At 45.2% G+C, this 13,689-nt stretch carries 13 protein-coding genes, 1 tRNA gene, 1 other RNA gene and 1 other annotated feature; of the genes, 12 read left to right on the top strand and 3 right to left on the bottom strand.

Annotated features, from left to right (window positions below):
* Positions 1-230: 230 nt before the first annotated feature.
* The 3 genes from AB5N96_RS13110 (at position 231) to AB5N96_RS13120 (ending at position 3,772) form a co-directional block, all read left to right on the top strand.
* Positions 231-707, top strand: a complete 477-nt coding sequence (locus AB5N96_RS13110; RefSeq protein ID WP_499705733.1) for a glutathione peroxidase — start codon at positions 231-233, stop codon at positions 705-707.
* Between the two features lie 129 nt (positions 708-836).
* A complete protein-coding gene (gene guaB, locus AB5N96_RS13115; RefSeq protein WP_204591980.1) occupies positions 837-2,303 on the top strand; it encodes an IMP dehydrogenase in 1,467 nt (488 codons plus the stop codon).
* A 143-nt stretch (positions 2,304-2,446) separates the two neighbouring features.
* The gene (locus AB5N96_RS13120) at positions 2,447-3,772 is read left to right on the top strand and encodes a serine hydrolase (RefSeq protein ID WP_392455192.1); all 1,326 of its coding nucleotides are present in this window, start codon (positions 2,447-2,449) and stop codon (positions 3,770-3,772) included.
* A 210-nt stretch (positions 3,773-3,982) separates the two neighbouring features.
* Here the strand turns inward: AB5N96_RS13120 and pdxR are convergent, their stop codons facing one another.
* Positions 3,983-5,398: a MocR-like pyridoxine biosynthesis transcription factor PdxR gene (gene pdxR / locus AB5N96_RS13125; protein WP_392455191.1), complete on the bottom strand. Its 1,416-nt coding sequence runs from the start codon at positions 5,396-5,398 to the stop codon at positions 3,983-3,985.
* A 104-nt stretch (positions 5,399-5,502) separates the two neighbouring features.
* Positions 5,503-5,703 (top strand) — a binding site (T-box leader).
* A 63-nt stretch (positions 5,704-5,766) separates the two neighbouring features.
* Between pdxR and serS the strand changes: the two genes are divergently transcribed.
* Positions 5,767-7,041, top strand: a complete 1,275-nt coding sequence (gene serS / locus AB5N96_RS13130; RefSeq protein WP_392455189.1) for a serine--tRNA ligase — start codon at positions 5,767-5,769, stop codon at positions 7,039-7,041.
* 19 nt (positions 7,042-7,060) lie between these two features.
* Here serS and tadA read toward each other — a convergent pair whose 3' ends face one another.
* Complete coding sequence (gene tadA, locus AB5N96_RS13135) at positions 7,061-7,549, bottom strand: tRNA adenosine(34) deaminase TadA (RefSeq protein ID WP_239584997.1); 489 nt, start codon at positions 7,547-7,549, stop codon at positions 7,061-7,063.
* A gap of 130 nt (positions 7,550-7,679) precedes the next feature.
* Here tadA and AB5N96_RS13140 point away from each other — a divergent pair, with 130 nt between their 5' ends.
* Positions 7,680-8,318 (top strand): deoxynucleoside kinase, encoded by a 639-nt coding sequence (locus AB5N96_RS13140; protein WP_204591972.1) that lies wholly within the window; start codon positions 7,680-7,682, stop codon positions 8,316-8,318.
* Positions 8,315-8,983, top strand: a complete 669-nt coding sequence (locus tag AB5N96_RS13145) for a deoxynucleoside kinase (protein WP_392455188.1) — start codon at positions 8,315-8,317, stop codon at positions 8,981-8,983. Before AB5N96_RS13140 ends, AB5N96_RS13145 begins: the two co-directional genes overlap by 4 nt.
* 619 nt (positions 8,984-9,602) lie before the next feature.
* Here the strand turns inward: AB5N96_RS13145 and AB5N96_RS13150 are convergent.
* Positions 9,603-9,695 (bottom strand) — tRNA-Ser (locus AB5N96_RS13150).
* A 123-nt stretch (positions 9,696-9,818) separates the two neighbouring features.
* Between AB5N96_RS13150 and ffs the strand changes: the two genes are divergently transcribed.
* From ffs to AB5N96_RS13180, 6 genes are all read left to right on the top strand, one after another.
* An RNA gene (gene ffs / locus AB5N96_RS13155) (signal recognition particle sRNA large type) lies at positions 9,819-10,085 on the top strand.
* Between the two features lie 96 nt (positions 10,086-10,181).
* Positions 10,182-11,876, top strand: a complete 1,695-nt coding sequence (gene dnaX, locus AB5N96_RS13160; protein WP_499705734.1) for a DNA polymerase III subunit gamma/tau — start codon at positions 10,182-10,184, stop codon at positions 11,874-11,876.
* Between the two features lie 14 nt (positions 11,877-11,890).
* Entirely contained in the window at positions 11,891-12,214 is a 324-nt protein-coding gene (locus AB5N96_RS13165) for a YbaB/EbfC family nucleoid-associated protein (protein WP_100354630.1), read from the top strand.
* A gap of 11 nt (positions 12,215-12,225) precedes the next feature.
* Positions 12,226-12,822 (top strand): recombination mediator RecR, encoded by a 597-nt coding sequence (recR, locus tag AB5N96_RS13170; protein WP_204591966.1) that lies wholly within the window; start codon positions 12,226-12,228, stop codon positions 12,820-12,822.
* Positions 12,822-13,046 (top strand): YaaL family protein, encoded by a 225-nt coding sequence (locus AB5N96_RS13175; protein WP_204591965.1) that lies wholly within the window; start codon positions 12,822-12,824, stop codon positions 13,044-13,046. The genes recR and AB5N96_RS13175 overlap by 1 nt, the downstream gene beginning before the upstream one ends.
* Before the next feature lie 110 nt (positions 13,047-13,156).
* Positions 13,157-13,339, top strand: a complete 183-nt coding sequence (locus tag AB5N96_RS13180) for a pro-sigmaK processing inhibitor BofA family protein (RefSeq protein WP_392455184.1) — start codon at positions 13,157-13,159, stop codon at positions 13,337-13,339.
* Positions 13,340-13,689: the final 350 nt, after the last annotated feature.

The raw sequence follows: 13,689 nt of genomic DNA on the forward strand, positions 1-13,689 counted from the left end.
GCTTACGTGGGGAGGCTCGGGGAAACTCACCCAGGAAATGGCGGCCTGGATGGAGGGATTGACAGCTAAGAAACACCCCCACCTGTCCTCTTCCTTTTTAATTTGATCTTTAGAACAAGCATCGTAAGATGGATCTGGCTTTTTCACTGCATATCCCCAGTTCATCTTAGTTGAATTTCCTCCTCCCTCTTCGGTAAAGTAAAACTACACCGAAAGGAGCGAACACACACATGACAACCGTATTTGACTTCAAAGTAAAAGCAACGACTGGCGATGAAGTAGCACTCGATACATACAAAGGCAAAGTGCTCGTCGTCGTCAACACTGCGAGTAAGTGTGGCTTCACCCCCCAATTTGAAGAATTGCAAAGCCTTTATGAGAAGTACAAAGACCAAGGATTCGAAGTCCTAGGCTTCCCAAGTGACCAATTCAACAATCAAGAGTTTGAAAACATCGATGAAACGATGAGTTTCTGTCAACGCAACTATGGTGTCTCATTCCCAATGTTTGCGAAAGTAGATGTAAAAGGCACAGATGCAGATCCACTATTCCAACACCTCGTTTCAGAAAAGAAAGGATTGCTCTCAGAGGGGATTAAGTGGAACTTCACAAAGTTCTTAGTGGACCGTGAAGGGAACGTTGTCAAACGCTACGCACCTCAGACAAATCCATCAAAAATTGAAGAAGATTTAGTGAAGTATCTATAGGACGGAGAAATCCGTTCTTTTTTTGTGAAAAATCGGAATACATGTTTAATTTGATGCTGCCTTGACACCTCTTAGCCACGCTGATAACCTTAACACTAATATTCAAAATCAAGAGGAGGAAGACGGAAAATGTGGGAATCAAAATTCCAGCGTGAAGGATTAACATTTGATGACGTATTGCTTGTTCCAGCGAAATCAGAGGTATTGCCAAAGGATGTCGACTTATCAGTTCAATTGACAGAGAAAATCAAAGTGAACATTCCAATTCTAAGTGCAGGAATGGATACTGTGACGGAAGCGAAAATGGCCATTGCGATGGCACGTCAAGGCGGTCTCGGGATCATTCATAAGAACATGAGTATTGATGAGCAAGCAGAACAAGTAGAAACTGTTAAACGTTCGGAAAATGGCGTTATCACAGATCCGTTCTTCCTAACACCAACACATCAGGTGTATGATGCAGAACATTTGATGGGCAAATACCGCATCTCAGGTGTGCCAATCGTGAACAATGAAGAAGAGCAAAAGCTTGTTGGAATTATCACGAATCGCGACCTTCGTTTCATCCAAGATTATTCATTGAAAATTGATGACGTGATGACGAAAGAGAACTTGGTGACAGCTCCTGTTGGCACAACACTTCAAGAAGCGGAAAAAGTGCTACAAAAATACAAGATTGAAAAACTTCCAATTGTAGATGAAGACGGTATTTTAAAAGGTCTTATTACAATTAAAGATATTGAAAAAGTAATTGAGTTTCCGAACGCTGCAAAAGACCAACATGGCCGCCTTCTTGTCGGAGCAGCAGTGGGTGTCACGAAAGATACACTGATGCGCGTAGAGAAGCTTGTGAAGGCACATGTAGATGTCATTACGATTGATACAGCACATGGTCACTCACAAGGTGTTATGGAAACTGTGAAAGAGATTCGCGCAGCTTACCCAGAACTTGCAATCATTGCAGGGAATGTAGCGACTTCAGAAGCAACGCGTGAGCTGATTGAAGCGGGAGCAGACATCATTAAAGTCGGAATCGGTCCTGGTTCAATTTGTACAACACGTGTTGTTGCAGGCGTTGGGGTTCCTCAAATTTCAGCGGTATACGATTGTGCAACAGAAGCACGCAAGCACGGCAAAGCCATTATTGCTGATGGCGGGATTAAATATTCTGGCGATATCGTGAAAGCATTAGCTGCTGGTGGACATGTTGTGATGTTAGGAAGCATGCTTGCAGGTACGACAGAAAGCCCTGGAGAGACTGAAATCTTCCAAGGACGTCGCTTTAAAGTGTACCGTGGAATGGGATCAATTGGTGCCATGGAACGCGGTTCAAAAGATCGTTACTTCCAAGAAGATGCGAAGAAACTGGTGCCAGAAGGTATTGAAGGGCGTCTTCCATACAAAGGACCACTTGCAGATACGATTCACCAGTTAACAGGTGGAATTCGTTCTGGAATGGGATACTGCGGAGCGCACAACTTGGAAAAACTTCGAAATGAAGCACAATTTGTGAAAATGACAGGTGCCGGCCTTCGTGAGAGTCACCCACATGATGTACAAATTACAAAAGAAGCACCAAACTATTCTATTTCCTAATAACTAGTTCCTATCAGGAACATTCGCACACCTTATGCCGTCTATACTAGGCATTAGGTGTGTTTTTTTAGTGAAAATGCATTTTTTCTACTAGCCTTGTGTTAAAATGAGCAAGGAAAAATAGGCTTTGGAGGGTAAAAACATTGAAAAAATGGATGGCACAGTGGCTCCTCATTCCGATGCTTTTAATTTCAGGAATCGTAGGAATCCCGCAAGCAGCTCAAGCGGAGACAGATCCGCTTAACTTAACCGTAGATGCTGCAATTATGATTGACGCTGAGACTGGGAAAATTTTATATAGCAAAAATGCAGAACAACCACTTGCGATTGCTAGTATGACAAAAATGATGACAGAGTATCTGTTATTTGAAGCGATTGAAGAAGGACGTATTACATGGGATCAACAATATTCGGTCACAGACTATACATACCGCCTTTCACAAAATCGTGCACTAAGTAATGTACCTCTTCGCCAAGATGGTACATATTCGATTCGTGAATTGTATGAAGCAATGGCGATCTATTCTGCCAATGCAGCGACAGTAGCGATTGCTGAGACAATTGCAGGCACAGAAGACAATTTTGTTACATTGATGAATGAAAAAGCAGAAGAGTTAGGACTTGAAGGGTATAACTTCGTCAACTCATCGGGATTAAACAATGAAGATCTAATGGGAATGCACCCAGCTTCTACTGGCGCGAGCGATGAAAACGTGATGCCTGCAAAAGCTGTGGCAACATTATCATTTGCACTTCTTCGCGATTACCCGGAAGTACTAGAAGTGGCAAGCATCCCTCGTAAGACGTTCCGTGAAGGGACAGACGATGCAACAGACATGCCAAACTGGAACTTCATGTTACCAGGACTTGTCTATGAGTACGAAGGTGTGGATGGATTAAAAACGGGAACAACTGAACTTGCTGGTCATTCATTCGCAAGTACTGCAACACGTGGCGACATGCGTTTAATTACAGTCGTGATGAAAGCAGTAGATGCGCAAGGTGTAGGTTCTTATAAAGCGCGCTTTGATGCAACTCGTGCTCTATTGGATTACGGCTTTGCGCAATTTACAAAACAAGAGATCGTAGCACCAGGACAAACAATTGAAGGTGCAGAGACACTTGCTGTCGATAAAGGGAAAGAAGATGAAGTTGCAATTGCTCCAAAAGAAGGCATTTCGATGGTCATCAAGTCAAATGAAAAAGACTTGTACACACCTGTATTTACACCGACAGAAGAGATGCTTGAAGCAGAGGTAGAAAGCGGCCAGGTTGTCGGAAAAGTAAAACTGGAGAAAACGGAAGGTGAAGACCTTGGTTACATCCTGGATAAAGAAGCAGGAGTAGACGTTGTGACGACAGCTGCAGTAGAACGTGCAAGCTGGATTTCTCTTGTATTCCAAGGAATTGGAGCATTCTTTACAGGACTATGGGGGAATGTAACAGAATTCGTTGGTGGATTGTTTTAAACCAAAAGTAAAGAGGCTGTGACAAAACCCAGCAAAGGGAGTTTCTCGTCATGAGAAACTCCCTTTTTGTATGTTCTATTGGGTGTAGGGGAAGCGTTCCGCGGGCGCGGGCTGAGCCTCGGTCTCAGCTTCCGCTTATAATCCCGCTGGAGTCACCCCTACACACTTTTCATTTTGTTATCTTTAACTTCATTTGTGGAATTAACTGAGTTATGTCCCTGCCTCTTTTTGTATGCAGTATTCCGCAAGTTGTTCAAATAAGTCGTTCAGTGCAGGTTCCATCTTCTCTTCGGGGATGCCCCCAAAGCCCAGTAATAACTTGGAAGAGACAGTTGTCCGGTTGATGCGGTAATGGTCAAGTGCAGAGATACGGATACCAATTTCCGCAAGTTTGGTTCTCAATTGTTCCCCCGTGAAATGTGTCTGGCAATCTATCACAACATGCATGCCAGCTTGATCTCCAGAAATCGAGAGCCACTCTGCATACGGTTCGCCAATCTTTCGTAAGATGTCTAATTTTCGTTTGTAGAGCTTCCGCATTCGGTTTACATGTTTCTCAAAATACCCTTTTTCCATAAATTGAGTCAAAGTTGCTTGATCAAAGCGTGGGACAGTAGCTGCATAATGTCCAAATTGGCGTCTGTACACATCCAATAAATGCGATGGAATGACCGCATACGCGATACGCAGTGAGGGCATCAGAGATTTTGAAAATGTGCTCAAATAAATCACGCGATTATTTGTATCAAATCCTTGCAGTGCAGGGATTGGCATTCCGACATAACGGAATTCACTATCATAATCGTCCTCGATGATATAGCCACCGGTTTCAGTTGCCCACTTTAACAATTGATTTCGTCTAGAGGCAGATAGGATGGCGCCGGTTGGGAACTGGTGAGCAGGGGTAATATAAGCAGCTGTGGCATTGGTTGTTCGAAGTTCGCTGACTTTCATCCCTTCTTCGTCTACAGCAATCGGTACGGCTTGATAGGCGCTGTTTTGTGAGAAGTGATGGGTAAGCGAATAGCCTGGATCTTCCACTGCCAATACTCCGGCGTCCCCCATTAAGCGTAAGAGAAAAGGTAAGAGCTGTTCGGTTCCTGACCCGATGATGACTTGCTCAGGGGTACACCTGACACCCCGTGATTGATAGAGATAGGTCGCAATCTGTTGGCGAAGAGAGAGGTCTCCTTGAGGGTGTCCAAGGTGAAGTAGCTCTCGATTTCGATCAGACAGCACATCACGTGCGCATTTTCTCCATTGTTCTAATGGAAAGTGCGCAAGGTCGATTTTCCCTGGATGAAAGTCATAGCGGTAGCTCGGGGCTTCTAGTTCTTGTCGAGCAGGTTGTTCGCCAGGTGTACTCCGGATGAGTTCTGTACTGTTTTGTACAAAGTATCCTTTGCGAGGCAGTGCAATGACATAGCCCTCATCTACAAGTTGGTGATAGGTCGTTTCAATCGTTGTCTGACTGATGGACAAGTAATCCGCCAATTGACGCTTCGAAGGAAGCTTTTCTCCTTCGGCAAGCTGCCCTGTCAATATCGCTTCACGAAAAGCGCGATACAGCCGTTCATAGAGTGGCATGGATGAATCAGTTGATAGGTGTGGTAGAAATAATTCCATAGCAACGTCCTCCGTTCAAGTTCTGTGGTTTTAGTATACGGGAATATAGATGTGTACGTTGCACAATTTGTGAAAATCGGGTAAACTAGAGCTAATTTCATGTGTGAAAAACGATGATCGGAAGCAGTAACAAGCCCGTTTTTTCAAGAGAGTCAGCGGTTGGTGAGAGCTGATAAAAACACTTGTGAATCCATCCTGAGAGTTGCCTTCGGTATAACGAAGGCCGGTCAAGAGGCCGTTATGAGACAAGTGGTGTTCCTATGGACACAACCAGGGTGGTAACGCGGGTAGCTCTCGTCCCTTTTTTAGGGATGGGGGCTTTTTGTATGCAAAAAATCGTTGGAAGCCAATCAAGAGGAGGAAATTCTATGTTAGATGTACGGTATGTACGTGACAATTTTGATGCCGTAAAGGCAAAGCTCGCAAAGCGAGGAGAAGATATCTCAGAGTTTGATCAATTTGAAGTGCTCGATCAAAAACGCCGAGAGTTGATTGCCAAAACAGAAGAGTTGAAGTCTGAGCGCAATAAAGTGTCTGAGCAGATCTCTACGATGAAGCGCAACAAAGAAAATGCAGATGAGGCCATCGCACGTATGCGTCAAGTTGGCGATGAAATCAAAGAGTTAGACGAAGAACTTCGTGAAGTTGAAGAAAAGTTCAATTATATGATGATGCGTATTCCAAACATTCCGCACGACAGCGTACCAATCGGGGATACAGAAGACGATAACGTCACGCACCGTACGTGGGGAGATGCACCGTCATTTGACTTCGAACCGAAAGCCCACTGGGATATCGTGACAGATTTGAAGCTTGTCGACTTTGAACGTGCAGCGAAAGTAACGGGAAGCCGTTTTGCTTTCTACCGTGGTCTAGGTGCACGTCTTGAGCGTGCTTTACTGAACTTCATGATGGATCTGCACTCTGAAGAGCATGGCTACGAAGAAATGATTCCACCGTACATGGCAAACCGTGAGAGTTTAACGGGAACAGGCCAGTTGCCGAAGTTTGAAGAAGATGCCTTCTTGATCCAAGAGGAAGATTACTTCTTGATTCCAACAGCTGAAGTACCGGTGACGAACTTCTACCGAGATGAAATCTTAGAAGCTGAGCAACTTCCACAAGCGTTCACAGCGTATAGCGCATGTTTCCGTTCTGAAGCAGGATCTGCAGGACGCGACACACGTGGCTTGATTCGTCAGCATCAATTCAACAAAGTCGAACTGGTTCGTTTTGTGAAGCCAGAAGAATCTTACGAGCAACTGGAACTATTAACAGGACACGCAGAGAAAGTGCTTCAACTTCTTGGTCTTCCGTACCGCGTGTTGTTGATGTGTACAGCCGACCTAGGGTTCACAGCAGCGAAGAAATACGATATCGAAGTATGGCTTCCAAGCTACAACGACTTCAAAGAGATTTCTTCTTGCAGTAATTTTGAAGATTTCCAAGCGCGTCGTGCGGGTATCCGATTCCGCCGCGAGCCAGGTGCAAAACCTGAATATGTGCACACGTTGAACGGAAGCGGCCTAGCGATTGGTCGTACGGTTGCGGCGATTTTAGAAAACTACCAGCAAGCAGACGGATCTGTTGTGATTCCAGAAGTATTGCGTCCATACATGGGTGGTAAAGACGTTATCCGTTAATTGAAAAAGCAGCCGACTCTTATAGGGAGTCTGGCTGCTTTTGTTGTTTGCGGAGCTTTTTTTGCTCACGTAAGTTACGGAAGAAAGAGGTGAGGATTTCGCCACAGGCCTCAGCCTCCACACCTTCAATGACTTCACATGCATGGTTGAAACGTTCATCGTTTAGGAGAGTGTAAAGTGAATGCACGCACCCTGCTTTTGCATCGCGTGCGCCGTAAACGACGCGTGGAATCCGGGATTGTAAGATAGCCCCTGCACACATCGGGCAAGGCTCGAGCGTGACATAAAGCGTCGTGTCTTCTAAGCGCCAGCTACCGAGCTGTTTGCATCCCTCTTCGATGACTAACATCTCCGCATGGGTAAGGGCGTTTTGCGTCGCTTCTCGGAGGTTCGAGCCTCGTGCGATGATGGTGTCGTTATGAACAAGAATCGCTCCGATGGGGACTTCTCCAGCATCGCCAGCCTTCTTTGCTTCGGCAAGCGCTTCTCTCATATAGAAGTCGTGCATAAGACCTTCCTCCTCTCTAATTTTATGTTTCTTTGCTTGGAAAGATGGACGGATTTTCATCTATGTTTCATGGTAGAGCTGTGGTAAAATGGAAAGCACGACTTGAGACAGAAGAGTGAGGTCAGAAGCTATGTCTATTCCATTTATTACGGTTGAAGGGCCTATTGGCGTCGGGAAAACGTCCCTAGCAAAAGCCATCGCCGATACGTATCAATTTGAATTACTGAAAGAAATCGTTGACGAGAACCCGTTCTTAGATAAATTTTATGACAATATTGCAGAGTGGAGCTTCCAGACGGAAATGTTCTTCTTATGTAACCGTTATAAGCAGCTGGCAGACATTCAAAAGCATTATATCGCAAACGACCGTCCTGTTGCTGCCGATTATCATATTTTCAAAAACCTGATTTTTGCTAAGCGCACTCTTTCTCCAGTGGAGTATGCGAAATACGAAGGAATTTACTCTATTTTAACACGAGATATGCCTGTTCCGAACATGGTCGTCTACCTAGACGCAAGCCTGGATGTATTACTAGAGCGTATCGAACTGCGTGGCCGTGATTTCGAGAAGAAGATCGAGCCCGCTTACCTTGCGCAATTATCTGCAGACTACCGCGTGTTCATAGAAGATTTCGAGAAGGCGCACCCGGAGGTTCCTGTCCTGCGTTTTAGCGGAGACGATTTCGATTTCGTCCAAAACCCACAAGACCTGGCCCACATTTTAGATAAAGTAGATGCAACATTACATAAAAGGAGCTTGCAACGATGAATTTACGAGAGAAATACGGCATTCCCCATGATGCTGTCATCACGATCGCCGGAACTGTAGGTGTCGGAAAATCAACGATGACTAAAACTTTGGCAGAAGCGCTTGATTTTAAGACTTCTTTTGAAAAGGTAGATACGAATCCTTATTTGGACCGTTTCTATGACGATTTCTCTAAATGGAGCTTCCACTTACAGATTTACTTCTTAGCGGAGCGCTTTAAAGAACAGAAGCGCATGTTTGAGTACGGTGGTGGATTCATCCAAGACCGCTCCATCTATGAAGATACGGGTATCTTTGCACGGATGCACAAAGAGAAAGGCACAATGGATCCTGTCGACTACGAAACGTATACAAGCCTTTTCGATGCGATGGTCATGACGCCTTACTTCCCACATCCAGATTTGCTGATCTACCTTGAAGGTTCACTGGAGAGCATCATCGGCCGCATCCAAGAGCGTGGCCGTCCGATGGAGCAGCAAACACCCATCACGTATTGGGAAGAGATGCACGGCCGTTACGAGAACTGGATCGATAACTTTAACGGATGCCCAGTGCTTCGTTTGAACATCAATGATTACGATATCGTGAAACGTCCAGAAGATGTAGAAAAAATCTTAGACCGCATCGGTAGCCACCTAACGAAAACAGCGGTTTACCGCGGTTAATGATACGTTTGGAATGCCCCTTCGACCTTTTGAGGTTGGAGGGGTTTTTTGTGGAGGAAGCAGGGGGTTCCCGACCTGCGGATTAGTTTCCATAACATCATTTGGGGCGTTAATGGGACTTGCTCGGGCGTTAAATGAGCGGTTAGGGTCGTTAAATCGTACAACAGGGGCGTTAAAACAGCATTTGAGGGCGTTAAGTAAGAGACGCTATTATTATGTTTAGGGCTTCGTGATTGCGAAAGCATTTTCCTCATTTTGGATTTAAATTTGCTTGTGGGTGAGTGCTTCGTCGCTAAAACAACGATTTTCGACGCTAGATTCACAATTTGCGTCGCTCAAAGCAAAGTTTTCGTCGCTCAGATGATTGATGATAGCTTTTCCGACGCTGAAATAAGAGTTCGCGTCGCTGGATTCACAATTTTCGACGCTTTAAGCGAGGTTTTCGTCGCTCAAGCCAAAGCGTGCACGGTAGTCGGTCATTCCCCACAAACAAAAAACTGCCCGCCCCACTTAAAGTGAGACAGGCAGTTCTAAATATTCAGACACGACTCTTGTAAGAAAAATTCGACCTGGAGTGATCGAATTCAATCTCATGTTTATGCGTGTGTGTGTTTTAAAATGGAGGAGGTAGAGGGATTCGAACCCCCGCGCGGTTTGACCCGCCTGTCGGTTTTCAAGACCGATCCCTTCAGCCGGACTTGGGTATACCTCCGAAGTACAGAAATAAATTTATCACGTCTAAAATTCAAAGTCAACAAAGAAAATGTTTTTTTTAAATATAATTTTTTTACGCGAGATTTGATTTTTCGTACGGAGGTGCGTATACTAATAAATGCCGTGCTAGGTGGGAAGGTAGCGGTGTCCTGTAACTCGCAATCCGCTCTAGCGAGACTGAACTCCTTCTCTGAGGCTGTTTGCATGTGAGGTCTGGTGTTTGCACGTAGTGTTGACGTCCGGGTCCTGCGCAATGAATACCCATGAACCATGTCAGGTCCGGAAGGAAGCAGCATTAAGTGGTGCTATTTATGTGCCGCGGGGTCGCCTGGGCTGAGCTAACGACAAGCGTGCCGCTCATGTGTAGCAGTCGAAGGAAGGTGCACGGTATACATAGAAGATTCACCCGTTTTCCGTTAGGGAAGACGGGTTTTTTATGGTATAATGGAAAGAGTGACTGATCATCAGAAATGGAGTGGAATGTGTGACTTATCAAGCGTTTTATCGTGCATACCGACCGCAATCCTTCGGGGAGATGTCGGGGCAAAAACACATTAAGCAAACCCTCCAGAATGCACTCGACTCTGGAAAGACAACACACGCCTACTTGTTCTCGGGACCACGAGGAACCGGAAAGACAAGTACAGCTAAAATATTTGCGAAGGCCCTGAATTGTGAAAACGGCCCCGCCAAAGAACCTTGCAACACCTGTGCAATCTGTACAAGTATCACAGATGGCTCCAATCCAGACGTGCTTGAATTTGATGCCGCGTCCCATTCACGGGTAGAAGAAATGCGAGACGTCATCGAAAAAGTACGCTTCGCACCGTCGAACGCACGTTATAAAGTGTACATCATTGATGAGGTGCACATGCTCTCGACAAGTGCTTTCAACGCACTACTCAAAACACTAGAAGAACCGCCCCCCCATGCTGTATTTGTTCTCGCAACGACTGAACCTCATAAAATTCCACTTACAATCATCTCGCGTTGTCAGCGATTCGATTTCAAACGAATTTCCAACACGGACATTGTGGAGCGAATGGTTCAAGTGCTTGACGACGCAGGGATTCCATATGATGAAAAAGTGTTGCGTCTAATTGCGCAAGCATCTGCTGGTGGAATGCGAGATGCATTAAGCTTACTAGATCAAGTGGTTTCGTACAGTGCGGAAACAATGACAATGGAAGAGGCACTCTTTATTACAGGTTCGATTGGTTCAGATGCATTCGTCCATATGGCAGAAGCACTGCTTGATGGCAACGTGAATGATGCGCTTGCCACGCTCGACGGTCTGATCATGGACGGCAAAGACCCTGTGCGCTTGATTGAAGACTTGGTGACGTTCTATCGCGACCTTCTCATCATGCAACACGTCGAGTCACCGGAAGAAATGGTCGAGATCGCAGAACCGACAGACTATGTGAAGGAGCTTTCCAAGCGCTACTCGCAACAACGCCTTTACACAAGCATTCAAATTGCTACTGAGATGCAACAAGAGATGCGTTTTTCAAACCATCCTAAAATCTATGTGGAGACAGCACTCATTCGATTGTCTCAGCTGACGGATCAACCTGGGAACACAACGACATCCTCTGTCTCAGACGAGCAAGTACAAAGACTTGAATCAAAAATTGCAAAACTCGAAGCGCAACTGCGTTCAGGAACAGCAAATGCGCCAGCAGAAGCCACGAAACAGAAACGTTCGCGTGGGCCAAGTGGTATCAAAGTTCCAACAGGACGAATTCAAGAAGTCCTGAAGTCTGCAACAAAACCAGCGATTCAGCAAGTGAAAACGCAATGGGCACAAGTCATGCAGCAACTGCAACGCTCGCATGCGGCTCTCCTGAATGACGCGGAACCAGTTGCGGCATCGGATACCGCTTTTGTGTTAAAATTCAAATATGAAATCCACTGCCAAATGGCAATGGACAATCAAACGTTCTCGACCCTCTTCCCGCAAGTTGTGGAAGACGTGACAGGAACACTTTATGAAGTGCTGTATACGCCGGAAGACCAGTGGCTTGAAATTCGCTCTGCATTCATTGCAGGGAATCAGCTAACTGGCGTTGTAGAAGAAGGAGACGACGATGACGAACAAGAAACAGTCATCGATCCATTGATCTCGGAAGCAACGAAACTATTCGGTGAAGACTTTGTTGAAATCAAAGAAGACTAAAGGAGGAAATCACAATGCGTGGTGGAATGGGAAATATGCAAGGTATGATGAAACAAATGCAGAAAATGCAAAAGAAAATGGCAGAGGCTCAAGAAGAGCTTGGCACACAACACTTTGAAGGTGTAGCAGGTGGCGGTATGGTCAAAGTGACTGTTACAGGACACCGTGAAGTTGTCGGAGTCGCTCTTGATGAATCTGTTGTAGATCCAGAAGATGTAGAAATGCTACAAGATCTAATTGTCATTGCGACAAACGAAGCATTGAAGAAAGCAGAAGAAACAGCGAATGCCACAATGGGCCAATTCACGAAGGGATTGAACCTTCCTGGCATGTTCTAGGAGGACACACAATGCATTATCCAGCGCCGATTTCTAAACTAATCGACAGCTTTATGAAACTGCCAGGTATTGGGCCGAAGACAGCGGCCCGTCTGGCGTTTTTTGTACTCAGCATGAAAGAAGACACGGTAACCGATTTTGCAAAGGCGCTGCTCGATGCAAAACGAAATTTAAGTTATTGCTCCGTATGTGGGCATATTACGGATATAGACCCTTGTGCTATCTGTCAGGACACAGCTCGTAACCAAACGATGATCTGTGTTGTGCAAGATACGAAAGACGTGATTGCGATGGAAAAGATGCGCGATTACCAAGGTCTTTATCACGTTCTTCATGGTGCCATCTCTCCTATGGAAGGAATTGGCCCAGAAGATATCAATATCCCCCCACTTCTGAAACGTCTTCAAAATGAAGAGGTGCAAGAATTGATTTTAGCAACAAACCCTACTATAGAAGGAGAAGCGACTGCGATGTACATTTCGCGACTCGTGAAACCTTCTGGCATCCGTACTACACGAATTGCCCACGGCTTACCAGTCGGCGGAGATTTAGAATATGCAGATGAAGTGACGCTTTCAAAAGCACTAGAAGGGAGACGAGAACTCTAATGGGTTTGTTCTCTCGTCGTGGAAAGTTGAAACAAGAATTCGATACACGCTTTATTCGTTTATTAGAAGAAACACGTGCGGATTGGCATACGGCCCAGATGGTAGAGTCTCATTTGGATGACTACAACCTTGATGCGATCGCCAAGCGCAAGGCGATGGAAAGTATACACTTCTATCTGTATGCCGAAGCGAAACGTCGCCAAGTGGTCTATAAGCCGAGATAAATGCATAAAGTAAAGGGAAAGGAGTTGTGAGATGACTTATCTCGGTCTTTCCCTTTTTCTTTTGGCCATTTTAGCAGTAGCACGAAAACCCCTTTATACTATTATCGATTTTGTCGGGAAGATTTTTATGGAGAGCGGCTATTGGTATGTTATGTCTTTACGCTGCTCATTTGACAGCAAGCTTTATAGGTAGCGATTGGCAAGTCCCTATCACGTATTTCACTGCCGCGTTTGCTATCGTATGTGGTTTCCCTGGAGTCGTAGGTGTTGTGGTTTTATCTTTTTTAATTTAATTTCAAAAATCTATTGACCATCTATGAAAAAGGATGTATTATTAGTTAGGTCGCCAAGACAACACATCAAAAACGAAATAAAGTGTTGACAACTATTTGATAAGTTGGTATACTTTAAAAGTTGTCCCAAGACGACATATGAACATTGAAAACTGAACATGCAAGACGTCAAGATAGAGCGTCACCACCCCGACCCCCGTTGGGTGTGCGTGACGCAAACACGAACTAAGTCGCATCCTTTAACGGGTTGTGATGGACGTTCAAAAATTAAGTCAGCAACAAAATGAGCTTCTATTAAGTTCTCTTTTATGGAGAGTTTGATCCTGGCTCAGGACGAACGCTGGCGGCGT

This window comes from Chryseomicrobium imtechense (genome assembly GCF_041475995.1).
Lineage (GTDB): Bacteria > Bacillota > Bacilli > Bacillales_A > Planococcaceae > Chryseomicrobium > Chryseomicrobium aureum.